Source organism: Streptomyces pactum (assembly GCF_002005225.1).
Lineage (GTDB): Bacteria > Actinomycetota > Actinomycetes > Streptomycetales > Streptomycetaceae > Streptomyces > Streptomyces pactum_A.
Genome location: NZ_CP019724.1, coordinates 3913110 through 3927364 on the forward strand (window position 1 = coordinate 3913110; position 14255 = coordinate 3927364).

Here is a 14255-nt window from a genome sequence, read left to right on the forward strand (position 1 = left end):
CTCGCACACGCAGGTCGGCAGGCCGCCTCTGTCCGGTACGCCCCATCGACTAGGCTCCGAGCATCGCTCGCGCGAACGAACAGCACGGGGGTGGTTCCATGGCGCCGCAGCGGGATGCCGGAGCGGACGCGGAAGCGGAACTTCCGGAATACGCCGGTCACTACCGTCTGGAGTCCCGTCTGGGCTCGGGCGGCATGGGCGTCGTGCATCTGGCCCGCAGCACCTCCGGGATGCGCGTCGCGGTCAAGGTCGTCCACGCGTCGTATGCCAGGGACCCCGAGTTCAGGGGGCGTTTCCGGCAGGAGGTGGCCGCTGCCCGGCGGGTGAGCGGGGCCTTCACGGCGCCGGTCGTGGACGCCGACCCGGAGGCCGGACGGCCCTGGATGGCCACGCTGTTCATCCCCGGCCCGACGCTCTCGGAGCAGGTGAAGCGGAACGGGCCGATGGACGAGCCCCAGTTGCGCCGGCTGATGGCCGGGCTCGCCGAGGCGCTGCGCGACATCCACCGAGTCGGCGTCGTGCACCGGGACCTGAAACCGAGCAACGTCCTGCTCGCCGACGACGGTCCGAAGGTCATCGACTTCGGCATCTCCCGGCCGAAAGACAGCGAACTGCGCACCGAGACCGGCAAGTTGATCGGCACGCCGCCGTACATGGCACCCGAGCAGTTCCGTCGGCCCCGGGAGGTGGGGCCCGCGGCCGACGTCTTCACGCTCGGCTCGCTGATGGTGCACGCGGCGACCGGGCGTGGGCCCTTCGACTCCGACAGCCCGTACGTCGTCGCCTACCAGGTCGTGCACGACGAGCCCGATCTGACCGGCGTACCGGACTCGCTCGCGCCGCTGGTGCTGCGCTGCCTCGCCAAGGAACCCGAGGACCGGCCGACGCCGGACGAGTTGATGCGGGAGCTGCGGTCGGTGGCGGCGGCCTACGACACGCAGGTGTTCCTGCCGGCGCCGCGGACGGAACGGCCCGAGATTTCGCGGGGGGCCGGTGGGGAACCCGCACCGCAGGCTCCCGCCGAACCGGCCGTACGGTCCGGGCGGGTCGTACCGTCCGGGCGGGTCGTACGGTCCGGGCGGGTCGTACGGCGGCTGGGGAAGCGGTCGGCGCTCGTCACCGGGGCGTTGTGTCTCGCCGTGATCGGGGGCCTCGTGGCCGTGCAGGCGTTCGGCGGTGCCGAGCCCGCGGGCGCGCCCGCCGCGCAGAGTGCGTCGGGCGGGTTCGGGTCGTGGGAGGCGGTGCCCGCGACGAAGGGCGGCGGGATGCCGCAGTGCTCGTTCGGGGCACGGAAGCTGCTGTGCGCCCGGCCCGGACTGGTCTTCGCCCTCGATCCGGCCGACGGCAGCACGCTGTGGCGGCACCCCGTCGAGGAGGCCGTGCGGAGCGAACCGCCGGTCGTGTCGGGCGGGCTCGTGCAGCCCGAGGTCGGTCTGCTGGGCCCGCTGGAGGCGCTCGCCCCCGCGACGGGTGAGCCGGAGTGGCAGGAGGACATGCCCGCGTACGACGGGCTGCGTACCGTCGGCGACATGCTGCTGCTCACCCGCGCCGACGGGACGGTCACCGGCGTGGACAGCGCTTCGGGGCGGACGCGGTGGACGCGCCGGATCCCCGGGCAGCCCGTGCCGTACTTCACCTCGTTCGCCGGGGAGCGGCGGCCGGCGGCGTACGCGACGAGCCGGAGCGCGGACGGGAAGCGGACCCGGGTCACCGCGGTGGACCCGGCGAGCGGGGAGGTGCGCTGGGACGCGGAGCCGGCGGGGACGCTGACGCCCGTGGGGGCGGCGGACGGGTCGGTGTTCCTCGTCGCCGAAGGGGCGGCCCACGGCGACGTCGAGGCCGTGGTCCGCTACACGCCCGCCACCGGTGCGACCCGCCGGGTGACGCTGCCCGTCCCGGTCGAACAGGCGGCGGCCGGTGTGCGCGGGGACACCGTGTACCTCATGGGCGCGGGCGGCTCGCTGGTGGCCGTCGACATGGCGGCGGGGAAGCAGGCGTGGCGGTTGGAGACGGGGGTGAGCCGGGGCTCGGTGCCCGTCTCCGACGGCCGGCACGTGTACGTCACCGCTCCGGACGGGCGGCTCCTCGGTGTGGACGCCCGGAAGGGGCGGCTGCTCGGGCAGACGCGGCCGCGGCTCGGCGCCGAGTCGGACCGCGTCCCCGCCTCGCTCCCCCGGCCCGTGCTCGCGGGCGGCCACGTCTACGCCGGTGCGCCCGACGGCACCGTGTTCGGGGTGGCGGGGCGGGACCCGGCCGCCTGGTAGCGGGGGCGGGGCCGCCGGCCGCCTGGTAGCGGGGCGGGACCCCGGCCCGGCCGCCTGGTAGCGCGGGCGGGCGGACCGCCTGGGCAGCGCGTTTTGGGCGGTCAGGCGGCCCGGCGGGCGGTCCGCCGGCTGCGGCCAGCGGTCCACGGTCAGGCGGACGGCCCGCAGCCAGCGGTCAGGCGGTCAGGCGGCCAGGCGGGCGGTCCGCCGGCTGCGGCCAGCGGTCCACGGACAGGCGGACGGCCCGCAGCGAGCGGTCAGGCGGTCAGGCGGGCGGTCCGCCGGCTGCGGCCAGCGGTCCACGGTCAGGCGGACGGCCCGCAGCCGGCGGTCAGGCGGTCAGGCGGTCAGGCGGTCAGGCGGTCAGGCCAGCTTGCTCACGTCGCGCACGGCGCCCTTGTCGGCGCTGGTCGCCATCGCCGCGTACGCCTTCAGGGCCGCGGAGACCTTGCGGTCGCGGTTCTTCGGCGCGTACACGCCGCCCAGGGCCTGCTCGCGGCGGGCCAGCTCGGCGTCGTCGACCAGCAGCTCGATGGAGCGGTTCGGGATGTCGATGCGGACCCGGTCGCCGTCCTCGACGAGGGCGATGGCGCCGCCGGCCGCCGCCTCGGGCGAGGCGTGGCCGATGGACAGGCCCGAGGTGCCGCCGGAGAAGCGGCCGTCGGTGACCAGGGCGCAGGCCTTGCCGAGGCCGCGGCCCTTCAGGTACGAGGTCGGGTAGAGCATCTCCTGCATTCCGGGGCCGCCCTTGGGGCCCTCGTAGCGGATGACGACGACGTCGCCCTCCTTGACCTGCTGGGTGAGGATCTTCTCGACGGCCTCCTCCTGCGACTCGCAGACGACCGCCGGACCCTCGAAGGTCCAGATCGACTCGTCGACGCCGGCCGTCTTCACGACGCAGCCGTCGACCGCCAGGTTGCCGCGCAGGACGGCGAGGCCGCCGTCCTCGGAGTAGGCGTGCTCGACGGAGCGGATGCAGCCGCCCTCGGCGTCCTCGTCGAGGGAGTCCCAGCGCTCGGACTGGGAGAAGGCCTCGGCGGAGCGGACGCAGCCGGGAGCCGCGTGCCACAGTTCGACCGCATCCTGCGACGGGGAGCCGCCGCGCACGTCCCAGGTCTTCAGCCAGTCGGCCAGGGACGGGCTGTGCACGGAGTGCACGTCCTCGTTGAGCAGGCCCCCGCGGTGCAGTTCACCGAGGAGGGCGGGAATGCCGCCGGCACGGTGCACGTCCTCCATGTAGTACGTACGGTCCTTGGCGACGTTGGGCGCCACCTTCGCCAGGCAGGGGACGCGGCGCGAGAGGGCGTCCATCTCCGTGAGGCCGAAGGGGACCTCCGCCTCCTGGGCGGCGGCCAGCAGGTGCAGGATCGTGTTGGTCGAGCCGCCCATCGCGATGTCCAGCGCCATGGCGTTCCCGAAGGCCGCCGGGGTGGCGATGTTGCGGGGCAGGACCGAGTCGTCGTCCTGCTCGTAGTAGCGGCGGGTCAGGTCCAGCACCGTGCGGGCGGCGTTCTCGTAGAGCGCCTTGCGGGCGGTGTGGGTGGCCAGGACCGAGCCGTTGCCGGGGAGGGAGAGGCCGATGGCCTCGGTCAGGCAGTTCATCGAGTTGGCGGTGAACATGCCGGAGCAGGAGCCGCAGGTGGGACAGGCGTTCTCCTCGATCCGGAGGATGTCCGCGTCGGAGATCTTGTCGTTGACCGCCTCCGACATCGCGTCGACCAGGTCCAGGGTGCGGACCGTGCCGTCGACCAGGGTGGCGCGGCCGGACTCCATGGGTCCGCCGGAGACGAAGACCGTGGGGATGTTCAGCCGCAGGGCGGCGTTGAGCATGCCCGGGGTGATCTTGTCGCAGTTGGAGATGCAGATCAGGGCGTCGGCGCAGTGGGCCTCGACCATGTACTCCACGCTGTCCGCGATCAGGTCGCGGGAGGGCAGGGAGTAGAGCATGCCGCCGTGGCCCATCGCGATGCCGTCGTCGACGGCGATCGTGTTGAACTCGCGCGGGATGCCGCCGGCCGCGGCGACCGCCTCGCCGACGATCCGGCCGACCGGGGCGAGGTGCGTGTGGCCCGGCACGAACTCCGTGAAGCTGTTGGCGACCGCGATGATCGGCTTCCGGCCGATGTCCGCGCCGGGTACACCGGAGGCACGCATAAGGGCGCGGGCGCCCGCCATGTTGCGGCCGTGGGTGACTGTGCGGGACCTCAGCTCGGGCATCGTCGCTCGCCTCGCTCGTTGGAGAGTAATGACTGACGTCGAGCGTACGCCGCTCATCCAGGTGTCGGGACAGGCCGTCCGGAATGCGGGACGACCGTCTCGGCCGCGGCGGCTCACGAGTGGCCTCGGGGGCCGGTGGGACGCATGGCCTCAGGGTCCGGTGAGGTGGCCCTGTACGACCGGTGCCAGGCGGGCGATGATCCGCTCCGGGTCCGCCGAGGCCAGCGGCTCCGCCTTGATCACGTACCGGAGCACCGCGCACCCGACCAACTGCGCGGCCGCCAGTTCGGCGCGCAGCTCCGCGTCGGGCGGGTCGAGCTGGGCGGCGATGCGGCGCAGCAACTGGGCGGCGATCAGGCGGCGGAAGACGGCGGCGGCGGTGTCGTTGTTGACGGCGGACCGGACGATGGCCAGCAGCGGCTTACGGGTGGCCGGGTTCTCCCACAGGCCGAAGAAGAAGCGGGTGAGCCGCTCGCCGACCCCGTCCAGGGGGCCGTCGCCGATCGTCTCGGGAGCCCCGAGGACCGGTGCGAAGGCGACCTCGACGGCCGCCTCGAAGACCTGCTCCTTGGTGCCGAAGTAGTGGTGCACCAGCGCCGGGTCCACGCCGGCCGCCTTGGCGATGCCGCGGACGGACGTCTTCTCGTAGCCGCGCTCGGAGAACTCCTCGCGGGCCGCGGTGAGGATGCGGTCGCGGGTGCCGGCGGATTCCGTGCGCGGGGGGCGGCCGCGGCGTCGGGTCCCCCCGGCGGCGTCGCTCACCGCCGGTGCGCCTTCCCCGCCGGGTCCGCGGAGTCCGTCGAACCCGCGGAGTGGGTCGAGCCCGACGGGCCTGCCGTACCCGACGGGCCTGCCGTACCCGACGGGCCCGACAAGCCCGGCGACGCCAGGTGCAGGCGGGTGAAGGCCAGTGCCTCGGCGAGATCGGCCTCGCGTTCGGCGCCGGACATCGCGCGACGGGTGTTGACCTCGATGACGACGTGACCGTCGAAGCCGGTGTGCGCGAGGCGTTCCAGCACCTCGGCGCAGGGCTGGCCGCCGCGGCCCGGAACGAGGTGCTCGTCCTTGGCGGAGCCCTTGCCGTCGGCGAGGTGGACGTGGCCGAGTCGGTCGCTCATGCGGTCGAGCATGTCGAGGGTGTCGGTGCGGGAGGTGGCGGCGTGGCTGAGATCGATCGTGAAGTGACGGTAGTCCTCCTTCGTCACGTCCCAGTCGGGGGCGTACGCCTGCATCTCGCGGTCGCGGTAGCGCCAGGGGTACATGTTCTCGACGGCGAACCGCACGTCCGTCTCGTCCGCCATCCGCCAGATGCCGCTGACGAAGTCCCGGGCGTACTGCCGCTGCCAGCGGAACGGCGGGTGGACGACGACGGCGGACGCGCCGAGCTTCTCCGCGGCGGCGCGGGCGCGCTGGAGCTTGACCCAGGGGTCGGTGGACCAGACGCGCTGGGTGATGAGCAGGCAGGGCGCGTGCACGGCCAGGATCGGCATCCGGTGGTAGTCGCTGAGTCTGCGCAGCGCGTCGATGTCCTGGCTGACGGGATCGGTCCACACCATGACCTCGACTCCGTCGTAGCCGAGGCGTGCGGCGATCTCGAAGGCCGTCGCCGTCGACTCCGGGTAGACGGAAGCCGTCGACAGGGCGACCTTCGCATCCGGGATGCGGACTACGTCCCTTGGTTGTGCCACGAGGGCCAGGTTACGGGGTGGGGTCGGGTGGGCGCGGGGTGCCCGTTCGCCGTTGTGGTGATTGCCACTAGGACTGACCGCCACAGGACTGACCGCCGCAGGACTGACCGCCATGGGTCTGACCGCCATGGGTCTGACCGCCACAGGACGGGGTGCGGCTTCGTCGTGGCTCGTCGCTCGTCGCGACCACGCGGCGGAGCCGCACACCGCCACGGCCCCGCGCTCCTTCGGGCGCGCTATCCCTGGCCCATGTGGTCGAGGCGCCGCAGGATCACGCCTTCCCTGAGGGCCCACGGGCAGATTTCCAGGCTTTCCACGTGGAACAGGTCCATCGCGGCCTCGGCGACCAGGGCGCCGGCCAGGAGCTGGTTCGCGCGGCCCTCGGAGACGCCGGGGAGCTCTGCCCGCTCGGCGGTGGTCATGGCGGCCAGGCGGGGCACCCAGGCCTCCAGGGAGGCCCGCTTCAGCTCGCGCTGGACGTAGAGGCCCTCGGCGGAGCGGGCGGCGCCGGCGATGCGGGCCAACTGCCGGAAGGTCTTGGAGGTGGCGACCACGTGGTCGGGGGCGCCGAAGCGGCTGAAGTCGCCGACCGTGCGGGCGATCTCGGTGCGGACGTGCCGGCGCAGCGCCCGGACGTCGTCCGGGTGGGGCGGGTCGCCGGGCAGCCGGGCGGCGGTCAGCCGGCCGGCGCCGAGCGGCAGCGACACGGCGGTGTCGGGCTCCTCGTCGATGCCGTAGGCGATCTCCAGGGAACCGCCCCCGATGTCGAGGACCAGCAGCTTGCCGGCGGACCAGCCGAACCAGCGGCGGACGGCGAGGAAGGTGAGCCGGGCTTCCTCGGCGCCGCTGAGGACCGTCAGCTCGACGCCGGTCTCGTCCCGTACCCGCGCGAGGACGTCGTCGGCGTTGCTCGCCTCGCGCACGGCGGAGGTGGCGAACGGCAGGAGGTCCTCGACGCCCTTGTCCTCGGCGGCCTCGAGCGCCTCCCGGACGACCGCGACCAGCCGGTCGACGCCGTCGGGGCCGATCGCGCCGTCCTCGTCGAGGAGCTGGGACAGGCGCAGTTCCGCCTTGTGCGAGTGGGCGGGCAGCGGGCGCGCGCCCGGGTGTGCGTCCACCACCAGCAGATGCACCGTGTTCGAACCCACGTCGAGGACACCGAGTCTCATGTACGGCACGCTACTGCCAGCGGGGAGTGCGGCGGTGCCGTCATCCGGCCCGGGCGTCTTACCCTGGAGCCGTGCCAAAGACGAAAAAGGCGAAGGACGAAAAGTCGGCCAAGAAGGACAAGAAGCGCAATATGGGCGACGAGAAGGGCATCGACTTCGCGCGGGCGTGGGTGGAGTTCCCGGATCCGGCGGACGACGAGCAGGTCTTCCGGTGCGATCTGACATGGCTGACCTCCCGCTGGAACTGCATCTTCGGCAGCGGCTGCCAGGGCATCCAGGCGGGCCGCGCGGACGACGGGTGCTGCTCGCTGGGCGCCCACTTCTCCGACGAGGACGACGAGAAGCGGGTCGCCGGGCACGTGGCGCGGCTCACGCCGGACGTCTGGCAGCACCACGCCGAGGGCACGCGGAACGGCTGGACCTCCGAGGACGACGAGGGCTCCCGGCAGACCCGGCCCTTCCAGGGTTCGTGCATCTTCCAGAACCGGCCCGGCTTCGCCGGGGGCGCGGGCTGCTCGCTGCACATCCTGGCCCTGAAGGAGGGCCGGGAGCCGCTGGAGACCAAGCCGGACGTGTGCTGGCAGCTTCCGGTCCGCCGGACGTACGAGTGGATCGACCGGCCCGACGACACGCGCGTGCTCCAGGTGTCGATCGGCGAGTACGACCGGCGCGGCTGGGGCCCGGGCGGCCACGACCTGCACTGGTGGTGCACCTCGGCGACCTCGGCGCACGGCGCGGGCGACCCGGTGTACGTCTCCTACCGGCCGGAGCTGATCGAGCTGATGGGCAAGGCGGGCTACGACCGGCTGGTGGAGCTGTGCGAGGAGCGGCTGGCCTCGCAGTTGCCGCTGGTGGCACCGCATCCGGCGGACCCGGCCCGCTGAGCCCCGTTCACCGGACCGCTTTCACCGAGTGCCCGCTCCCCGTGTGCCCGCTCGCCGTGTGCCCGCTCGCCGTGTGCCCGCTCGCCGAACACCGCGCGGCGAACACCGCGCGGCGAACCCGCCGAACACCGTGCACCGAATCCGGTGCGCCGAACACCGTTGCACGACGCGTTCTACGAGGTGGACGGGATCGGGTCGCCGCCCTCGCCGGGCGGCGGTGACGAGCCGCCCGTGCCGCCGGTGGGAGACGGGTCGCCGGTCGGTGTCGGGTCCGGGCCGGGCGAGGTGGGCGGCGGGTCGTCCGTGGGGGTGGGGTCGGGAGGCGCCGAGGCCGACGGGGACGGGTCCGGGCCCGGGTCGGACGGGGGCGGGGAGTCGTCGGGCCCGCTGGGGCGCGGGTCCGGGCGGGAAGGGCTGGGCGCGGTGCCGTAGCCCTCGATGGAGACGACGGCGCCGGCGGGTGAGACGGCCACCCGTGCGCTCCAGTGGCCGGACGGCTCCCGCAGGTGGTCGACGTACACCCTGATCGTCAGCGTCTCGCCGGGACCGAGGGTGCCCGACGACTGGCTCAGGTACAGCCAGGGCGCGCCGGTGGACGCGGACCAGCGCACCGGTGCGTCGCCGGCCGCCGTCAGGGTGACGAGCGTGGTGTCGCCGTCGTGGCCGGCCGTGACCTCCAGGCGTCCGGTGCCCTTCTCGCCCGCGCCGGAGACGCTGACGACCTCCACGGAGACGTCGGCCTTGCCGTTCCGGCCGAAGCGGGTGCCGGGGGTGGTGCTGGCGTTGCCGGCGTTCTCGTAGCCGTAGCCGCCGCCCGCGGACGCGCCCTCCAGGCCGTCGGGGCTCTGCGCCTCGGTGGCGCTGGCCGAGCGGCCGCCCTCGCCCTCGACGACCGGGGTGCCGCGGTAGGCCGCCCACAGGGCGAGCACGGGGGCGGCGACGACGGTGGCGACGACGGTCGTGGTGACGGCACGGGCGCGCAGGCGGTCCCGCCGGGCCGCGCGGTCCTTGGGATCCATCGGGAAGCCGCGCCGGTCGAAGCGGGGGGCCGCGCCTCGCGCGCGCGGGACGTGCGCCATGGCCATGTGCAGCGCCGCGCGGGGTGCCTCCAGGACGGGCAGTTCGGCGGGGGTGACGCTCGTGCCGGGCCAGCGGCCGGGGATGGCGCGCTCGGCGGTGCGGCGACAGCGGGGGCAGTCGTCGACGTGCCGGACCAGCTCGCGGCGCAGGGCGGCACTCAGCACGTACCGGTTGTCGCCGGTGAGGCGGGCGACGCCCGGGCAGGTGCCGGTCTCGACGACGGCGAGGGCGGCGCGGGTGCGCTCGACCTCGCAGGCGGCGGAGGCGAGCAGTTCACGGGCGGCGGCCAGGTCGATGCCCAGGACGGCTGCCACCTCGTGGGCGGCGAGGTTGTGGCGCACGGCGAGTTCGAGGGCCTCGCGCTGCTCCGGGGTGGTGCCCGCGGCCTCCGGCCAGGCGAGGAGGGCGAGTTCGCGGCGGTGGCGCTGCTGTTCCTCGTCGTTCCCGTCGCGTCCGCCGTGTGCGTCAGATCCGTCACGTCCGCCGGGTGCGTCGTGTGCGCCGTGTCCGTCACGTCCGCCGGGTGCGCTGGGTGCGTCACGTCCGTCGCGGCCGTTCCGAGCGGCGGTCGGGGGCGTGGGCTGCTGCGGTGCCGGGCGGCGCCGGGCGGCGCCGGGGCGGCCCGCCGCGTGGCTGCTCGGACGTTTCTGCTTGGCCTCGGCCAGTTGGCGCAGGCAGGCCCAGCGGGCCAGCGCGTACAGCCAGGCCCTCCGGTCCCCGGCGGCTCCGGGGGCGCGGTGGCCGCGGCGCTCGGCGAGCACCAGGACGTCGCCCAGGGCCTCGGTCGCGGCGTCGTGGTCGCAGAGCACGGACAGGCAGTACGTGAACAGGCCGTCCAGGTGCGCGTCGTAGCGCGCGGGCGGCCGCTGCGCCAGCGTGCGCGCCGCGGTGCGGTCACGCGCTTCCCGGTGCGCCCGGTGTGCACCGGTCGTGCGGGTCGTGGTCTCCGGACTGCTCCTCATCACTCGGCGACCGTAGGGGGCTATGGGTGGCGCGAACTGGCGCGTTGGGCACTTTTAACCCGTACGGGTGAAACGATCCCTCATAAGGGGACAGGAGGCTGTGGTTCCGCGGCCGGTTCAGGGTGCCGGGTGGTCCGTTCGGGGTGCCGGGTGGTCCCTTCGGGGTGCCGGGTGGTCCCTTCGGGGTGCCGGGGGTGCGTGCCGAGTGGGGCGGGCCGGTCGGCCGTCGGGGCGGGTGCGGCCGGCTGCCGTCGGCCGCGGCGGCGCCGGGGCGGAGGCGGGGCGGAGGCGCCGACCGCCGGTCCGTACCGGCGCCGGAGGCCCCTCGGGCGACGACGGCGCTTGGCCGCGGCACACGTTGTCAGTGGGGGCGGTTACGGTTCGTGCATGGCTGCCCGTGCGAAGTCCACCAAGGAACGGCCGTCCTACCGCTGCACCGAGTGCGGCTGGCAGACGGCCAAGTGGCTCGGCCGCTGCCCCGAATGCCAGGCCTGGGGCACGGTCGAGGAGTACGGCGCACCCGCGGTCCGTACGACGACGCCGGGGCGCGTCACCACCTCCGCGCTGCCCATCGGCCAGGTCGACGGCCGTCAGGCGACCGCCCGCTCGACCGGCGTGCCCGAGCTGGACCGGGTGCTCGGCGGCGGTCTGGTGCCCGGCGCCGTGGTGCTCGTCGCGGGCGAGCCCGGCGTCGGCAAGTCCACGCTGCTGCTGGACGTGGCGGCCAAGTCGGCGAGCGAGGAGCACAAGACCCTCTACGTCACCGGTGAGGAGTCGGCCAGCCAGGTCCGGCTGCGCGCCGACCGCATCAAGGCCATCGACGACCACCTGTACCTCGCGGCCGAGACCGACCTCGCGGCGGTGCTGGGGCACCTGGACGCGGTCAAGCCGTCGCTGCTGATCCTCGACTCCGTGCAGACGGTGGCGTCGCCCGAGATCGACGGCGCCCCCGGCGGCATGGCGCAGGTGCGGGAGGTGGCGGGCGCCCTGATCCGCGCCTCCAAGGACCGCGGCATGTCCACCCTGCTGGTGGGCCATGTCACGAAGGACGGGGCCATCGCCGGTCCGCGGCTGCTGGAGCACCTCGTGGACGTCGTCCTGCACTTCGAGGGCGACCGGCACGCCCGCCTGCGCCTGGTGCGCGGCGTCAAGAACCGGTACGGCACCACCGACGAGGTCGGCTGCTTCGAGCTGCACGACGAGGGCATCACCGGCCTGACCGACCCCAGCGGGCTGTTCCTGACCCGCCGCGCGGAGCCCGTGCCCGGCACCTGCCTGACCGTCACCCTGGAGGGCCGCCGCCCGCTGGTGGCGGAGGTGCAGGCGCTGACCGTCGACTCCCAGATCCCGTCCCCGCGACGCACCACCTCCGGTCTGGAGACCTCCCGCGTGTCCATGATGCTGGCGGTCCTGGAGCAGCGCGGCCGCATCAGCGCCCTGGGCAAAAGGGACATCTACTCGGCGACGGTCGGCGGTGTGAAGCTTTCCGAGCCGGCCGCCGACCTGGCCGTCGCGCTCGCCCTCGCCTCGGCCGCCAGCGACACCCCGCTGCCCAAGAACCTCGTCGCGATCGGCGAGGTCGGCCTCGCCGGTGAGGTGAGACGGGTCACCGGCGTGCAGCGCAGGCTCTCCGAGGCGCACCGCCTGGGCTTCACCCACGCCCTGGTGCCGACCGACCCCGGCAGGGTCCCCGACGGCATGAAGGTGCTGGAAGTCGCGGACATAGGGGACGCCCTGCGGGTGCTTCCGCGCTCGCGTCGGCGAGAGGCCCCACGGGAGGACGCGGACCGCCGGTAGACTTTGCCCTGGTCTCGTCCGTCCGTACGACCGAGTGTGCGACACGGGAGCGCCTGAAGAACCTGCGACCGGAGGAGTGCAGTGGCAGCCAACGACCGGGCAGCAGCTCCCGGAAAGTCCGGTGGGAGTGCCGGTGCCGATGGCCTGATGCGTGCCTCCCTGAGCGCGGTGGCGCCCGGCACGCTCCTTCGGGACGGCCTGGAGCGGGTCCTTCGCGGCAATACCGGCGGCCTGATGGTGCTGGGGTCCGACAAGACCGTCGAGTCGATGTGCACCGGCGGTTTCGTGCTGGACGTCGAGTTCACCGCGACCCGGCTGCGCGAGCTGTGCAAGCTCGACGGCGGCATCGTGCTGTCCTCGGACCTGTCCAAGATCCTGCGCGCCGGGGTGCAACTGCTCCCCGACCCGACGATCCCCACGGAGGAGACGGGCACCCGGCACCGTACGGCGGACCGGGTCAGCAAGCAGGTCGGCTTCCCCGTGGTCTCCGTGTCGCAGTCGATGCGGCTGATCGCGCTCTACGTCGACGGCCAGCGGCGGGTGCTGGAGGACTCCGCGGCGATCCTGTCCCGGGCCAACCAGGCACTGGCTACTCTGGAGCGCTACAAGCTGCGGCTCGACGAGGTCGCGGGCACGCTGTCGGCGCTGGAGATCGAGGACCTGGTCACCGTCCGGGACGTCTCGGCGGTCGCGCAGCGGCTGGAGATGGTGCGCCGCATCGCGACCGAGATCGCCGAGTACGTGGTGGAGCTGGGCACGGACGGGCGGCTGCTGGCGCTCCAACTGGACGAGTTGATCGCCGGTGTCGAGCCCGAGCGCGAGCTGGTCGTGCGGGACTACGTGCCCGAGCCGACCGCCAAGCGCTCGCGCACGGTCGAGGAGGCGCTCGCCGAGCTGGACAAGCTCAGCCACGCCGAGCTGCTCGAACTGGCCACGGTGGCCCGCGCGTTGGGTTACACCGGTTCTCCGGAGACCCTGGACTCGGCGGTGTCGCCGCGCGGCTTCCGGCTGCTGGCCAAGGTCCCGCGGCTGCCGGGCGCCATCATCGACCGGCTGGTGGAGCACTTCGGCGGCCTGCAGAAGCTGCTCGCCGCCAGCGTGGACGACCTGCAGACGGTGGACGGCGTCGGTGAGGCGCGGGCGCGCAGTGTGCGGGAGGGCCTGTCGCGGCTGGCGGAGTCGTCGATTCTGGAGCGGTACGTCTGAGGCCGGCGCGGCGGCGCGGCCGGGGGCCGCGGCGCCGCCGGGCTCCGGTCACCGGCTGAGCGCGGTCAGTCGCTCTTCAGCACGAACGACGTCCGCACCTTCTCGAAGCCGGCCGCCTTGGCCTCCACCAGGTACGTCCCCGCCTTGGCCGACCCCGCCGGAGGCGTCCCGCACTCGGGGGCGCTCGGCCCCCGGTCCCACTTCACGGTGTAGGTGATGCCGCTGCCGGCGGCCACGCGGTACCGCAGGCTGCCCGCGCCCTCGACGCAGTCGTCGGACGACCAGTAGGCGTCGTCGCCTTCGGCCGGGGTGATCGTCAACACCGCGCGCTTCGGGCCGAGATCGATCTCGCAGTCGCTTTTGGAGGTGTTCCGCGCGGTCAGTTCGAAGGCGGGCGTCTGGCCGGGCGAGTAGTTGTTGCGGACGCTGCGCAGGCTCAACTTCACCGCGCCCGGCGTGCAGTCGGGCAGACTCGAGCCACCCGGCAGCGCGTCACCCGCGCCGACGCCGGTCGCCGAACCGCCACCCGAACCGCCTCCGCCGGCACTGCCCGCTCCGCCGGACCCGCCGCCGTCGCCACCGGACCCGCCGCCGTCGCCACCGGACTCGCCGCCGCCGGAACCGGCACCGGACCCGTCACCGCTCCCGGAACCCGTCCCCGAGCCCGTCCCGTTGGAGTCCCCGCCTCCCGACTCCTCGCGGCCGCCCGGCGCCTGACTGATCGCCGGTCCGGAACCCGAGGGACCGGGAGTGATCGAGGGTGCCGGGTTCTTGCCGTCGGCGCCGTCCTCGCGGCCTTTGCCGTCGCCACCCCCGCCGGCGACCACGACCCACGTGATCAGCAGCGCCAACAGGGCGAACAGGGACAGCAGTACGGCCCTCCGTCGCCAGTAGATGGAGGAGGGAAGCGGCCCGACCGGATTGCGCAGAGATCCCACGGCGCAAACTGTACGAGAGATCGGTGCGTTCCCCTGTCCCACCCGCCGTT

10 protein-coding genes are annotated in these 14255 nt (G+C 73.9%); 4 read left to right on the top strand and 6 right to left on the bottom strand.

Going from position 1 to position 14255, the window contains the following annotated elements; genetic code table 11:
• The first annotated feature begins 98 nt into the window (after positions 1-98).
• A complete protein-coding gene (locus B1H29_RS16310) occupies positions 99-2264 on the top strand; it encodes a serine/threonine-protein kinase (RefSeq protein ID WP_055418578.1) in 2166 nt (721 codons plus the stop codon).
• A 363-nt stretch (positions 2265-2627) separates the two neighbouring features.
• Here the strand turns inward: B1H29_RS16310 and ilvD are convergent, their stop codons facing one another.
• The 4 genes from ilvD to B1H29_RS16330 form a co-directional block, all read right to left on the bottom strand.
• Positions 2628-4481, bottom strand: a complete 1854-nt coding sequence (gene ilvD, locus B1H29_RS16315; RefSeq protein WP_055418579.1) for a dihydroxy-acid dehydratase — start codon at positions 4479-4481, stop codon at positions 2628-2630.
• A 150-nt stretch (positions 4482-4631) separates the two neighbouring features.
• On the bottom strand, positions 4632-5243 hold the full coding sequence (locus tag B1H29_RS16320) for a TetR/AcrR family transcriptional regulator (RefSeq protein WP_055418580.1): 612 nt from the start codon (positions 5241-5243) through the stop codon (positions 4632-4634).
• Positions 5240-6169, bottom strand: coding sequence for a TIM barrel protein (locus B1H29_RS16325; RefSeq protein ID WP_079160258.1), 930 nt, complete (start codon positions 6167-6169; stop codon positions 5240-5242). Before B1H29_RS16325 ends, B1H29_RS16320 begins: the two co-directional genes overlap by 4 nt.
• A gap of 236 nt (positions 6170-6405) precedes the next feature.
• Positions 6406-7338, bottom strand: coding sequence for a Ppx/GppA phosphatase family protein (locus B1H29_RS16330; RefSeq protein ID WP_055418989.1), 933 nt, complete (start codon positions 7336-7338; stop codon positions 6406-6408).
• A 71-nt stretch (positions 7339-7409) separates the two neighbouring features.
• Here B1H29_RS16330 and B1H29_RS16335 point away from each other — a divergent pair, with 71 nt between their 5' ends.
• Entirely contained in the window at positions 7410-8222 is an 813-nt protein-coding gene (locus B1H29_RS16335) for a hypothetical protein (protein WP_055418581.1), read from the top strand.
• A 173-nt stretch (positions 8223-8395) separates the two neighbouring features.
• Here B1H29_RS16335 and B1H29_RS16340 read toward each other — a convergent pair whose 3' ends face one another.
• Complete coding sequence (locus B1H29_RS16340; RefSeq protein ID WP_409350909.1) at positions 8396-10267, bottom strand: BACON domain-containing protein; 1872 nt, start codon at positions 10265-10267, stop codon at positions 8396-8398.
• 384 nt (positions 10268-10651) lie between these two features.
• Between B1H29_RS16340 and radA the strand changes: the two genes are divergently transcribed.
• Positions 10652-12061, top strand: a complete 1410-nt coding sequence (gene radA, locus B1H29_RS16350; protein ID WP_055418583.1) for a DNA repair protein RadA — start codon at positions 10652-10654, stop codon at positions 12059-12061.
• A gap of 81 nt (positions 12062-12142) precedes the next feature.
• A complete protein-coding gene (gene disA / locus B1H29_RS16355; protein WP_055418584.1) occupies positions 12143-13267 on the top strand; it encodes a DNA integrity scanning diadenylate cyclase DisA in 1125 nt (374 codons plus the stop codon).
• 65 nt (positions 13268-13332) lie between these two features.
• Here the strand turns inward: disA and B1H29_RS38570 are convergent, their stop codons facing one another.
• On the bottom strand, positions 13333-14205 hold the full coding sequence (locus B1H29_RS38570; RefSeq protein WP_055418585.1) for a hypothetical protein: 873 nt from the start codon (positions 14203-14205) through the stop codon (positions 13333-13335).
• Between the last annotated feature and the right edge of the window lie 50 nt (positions 14206-14255).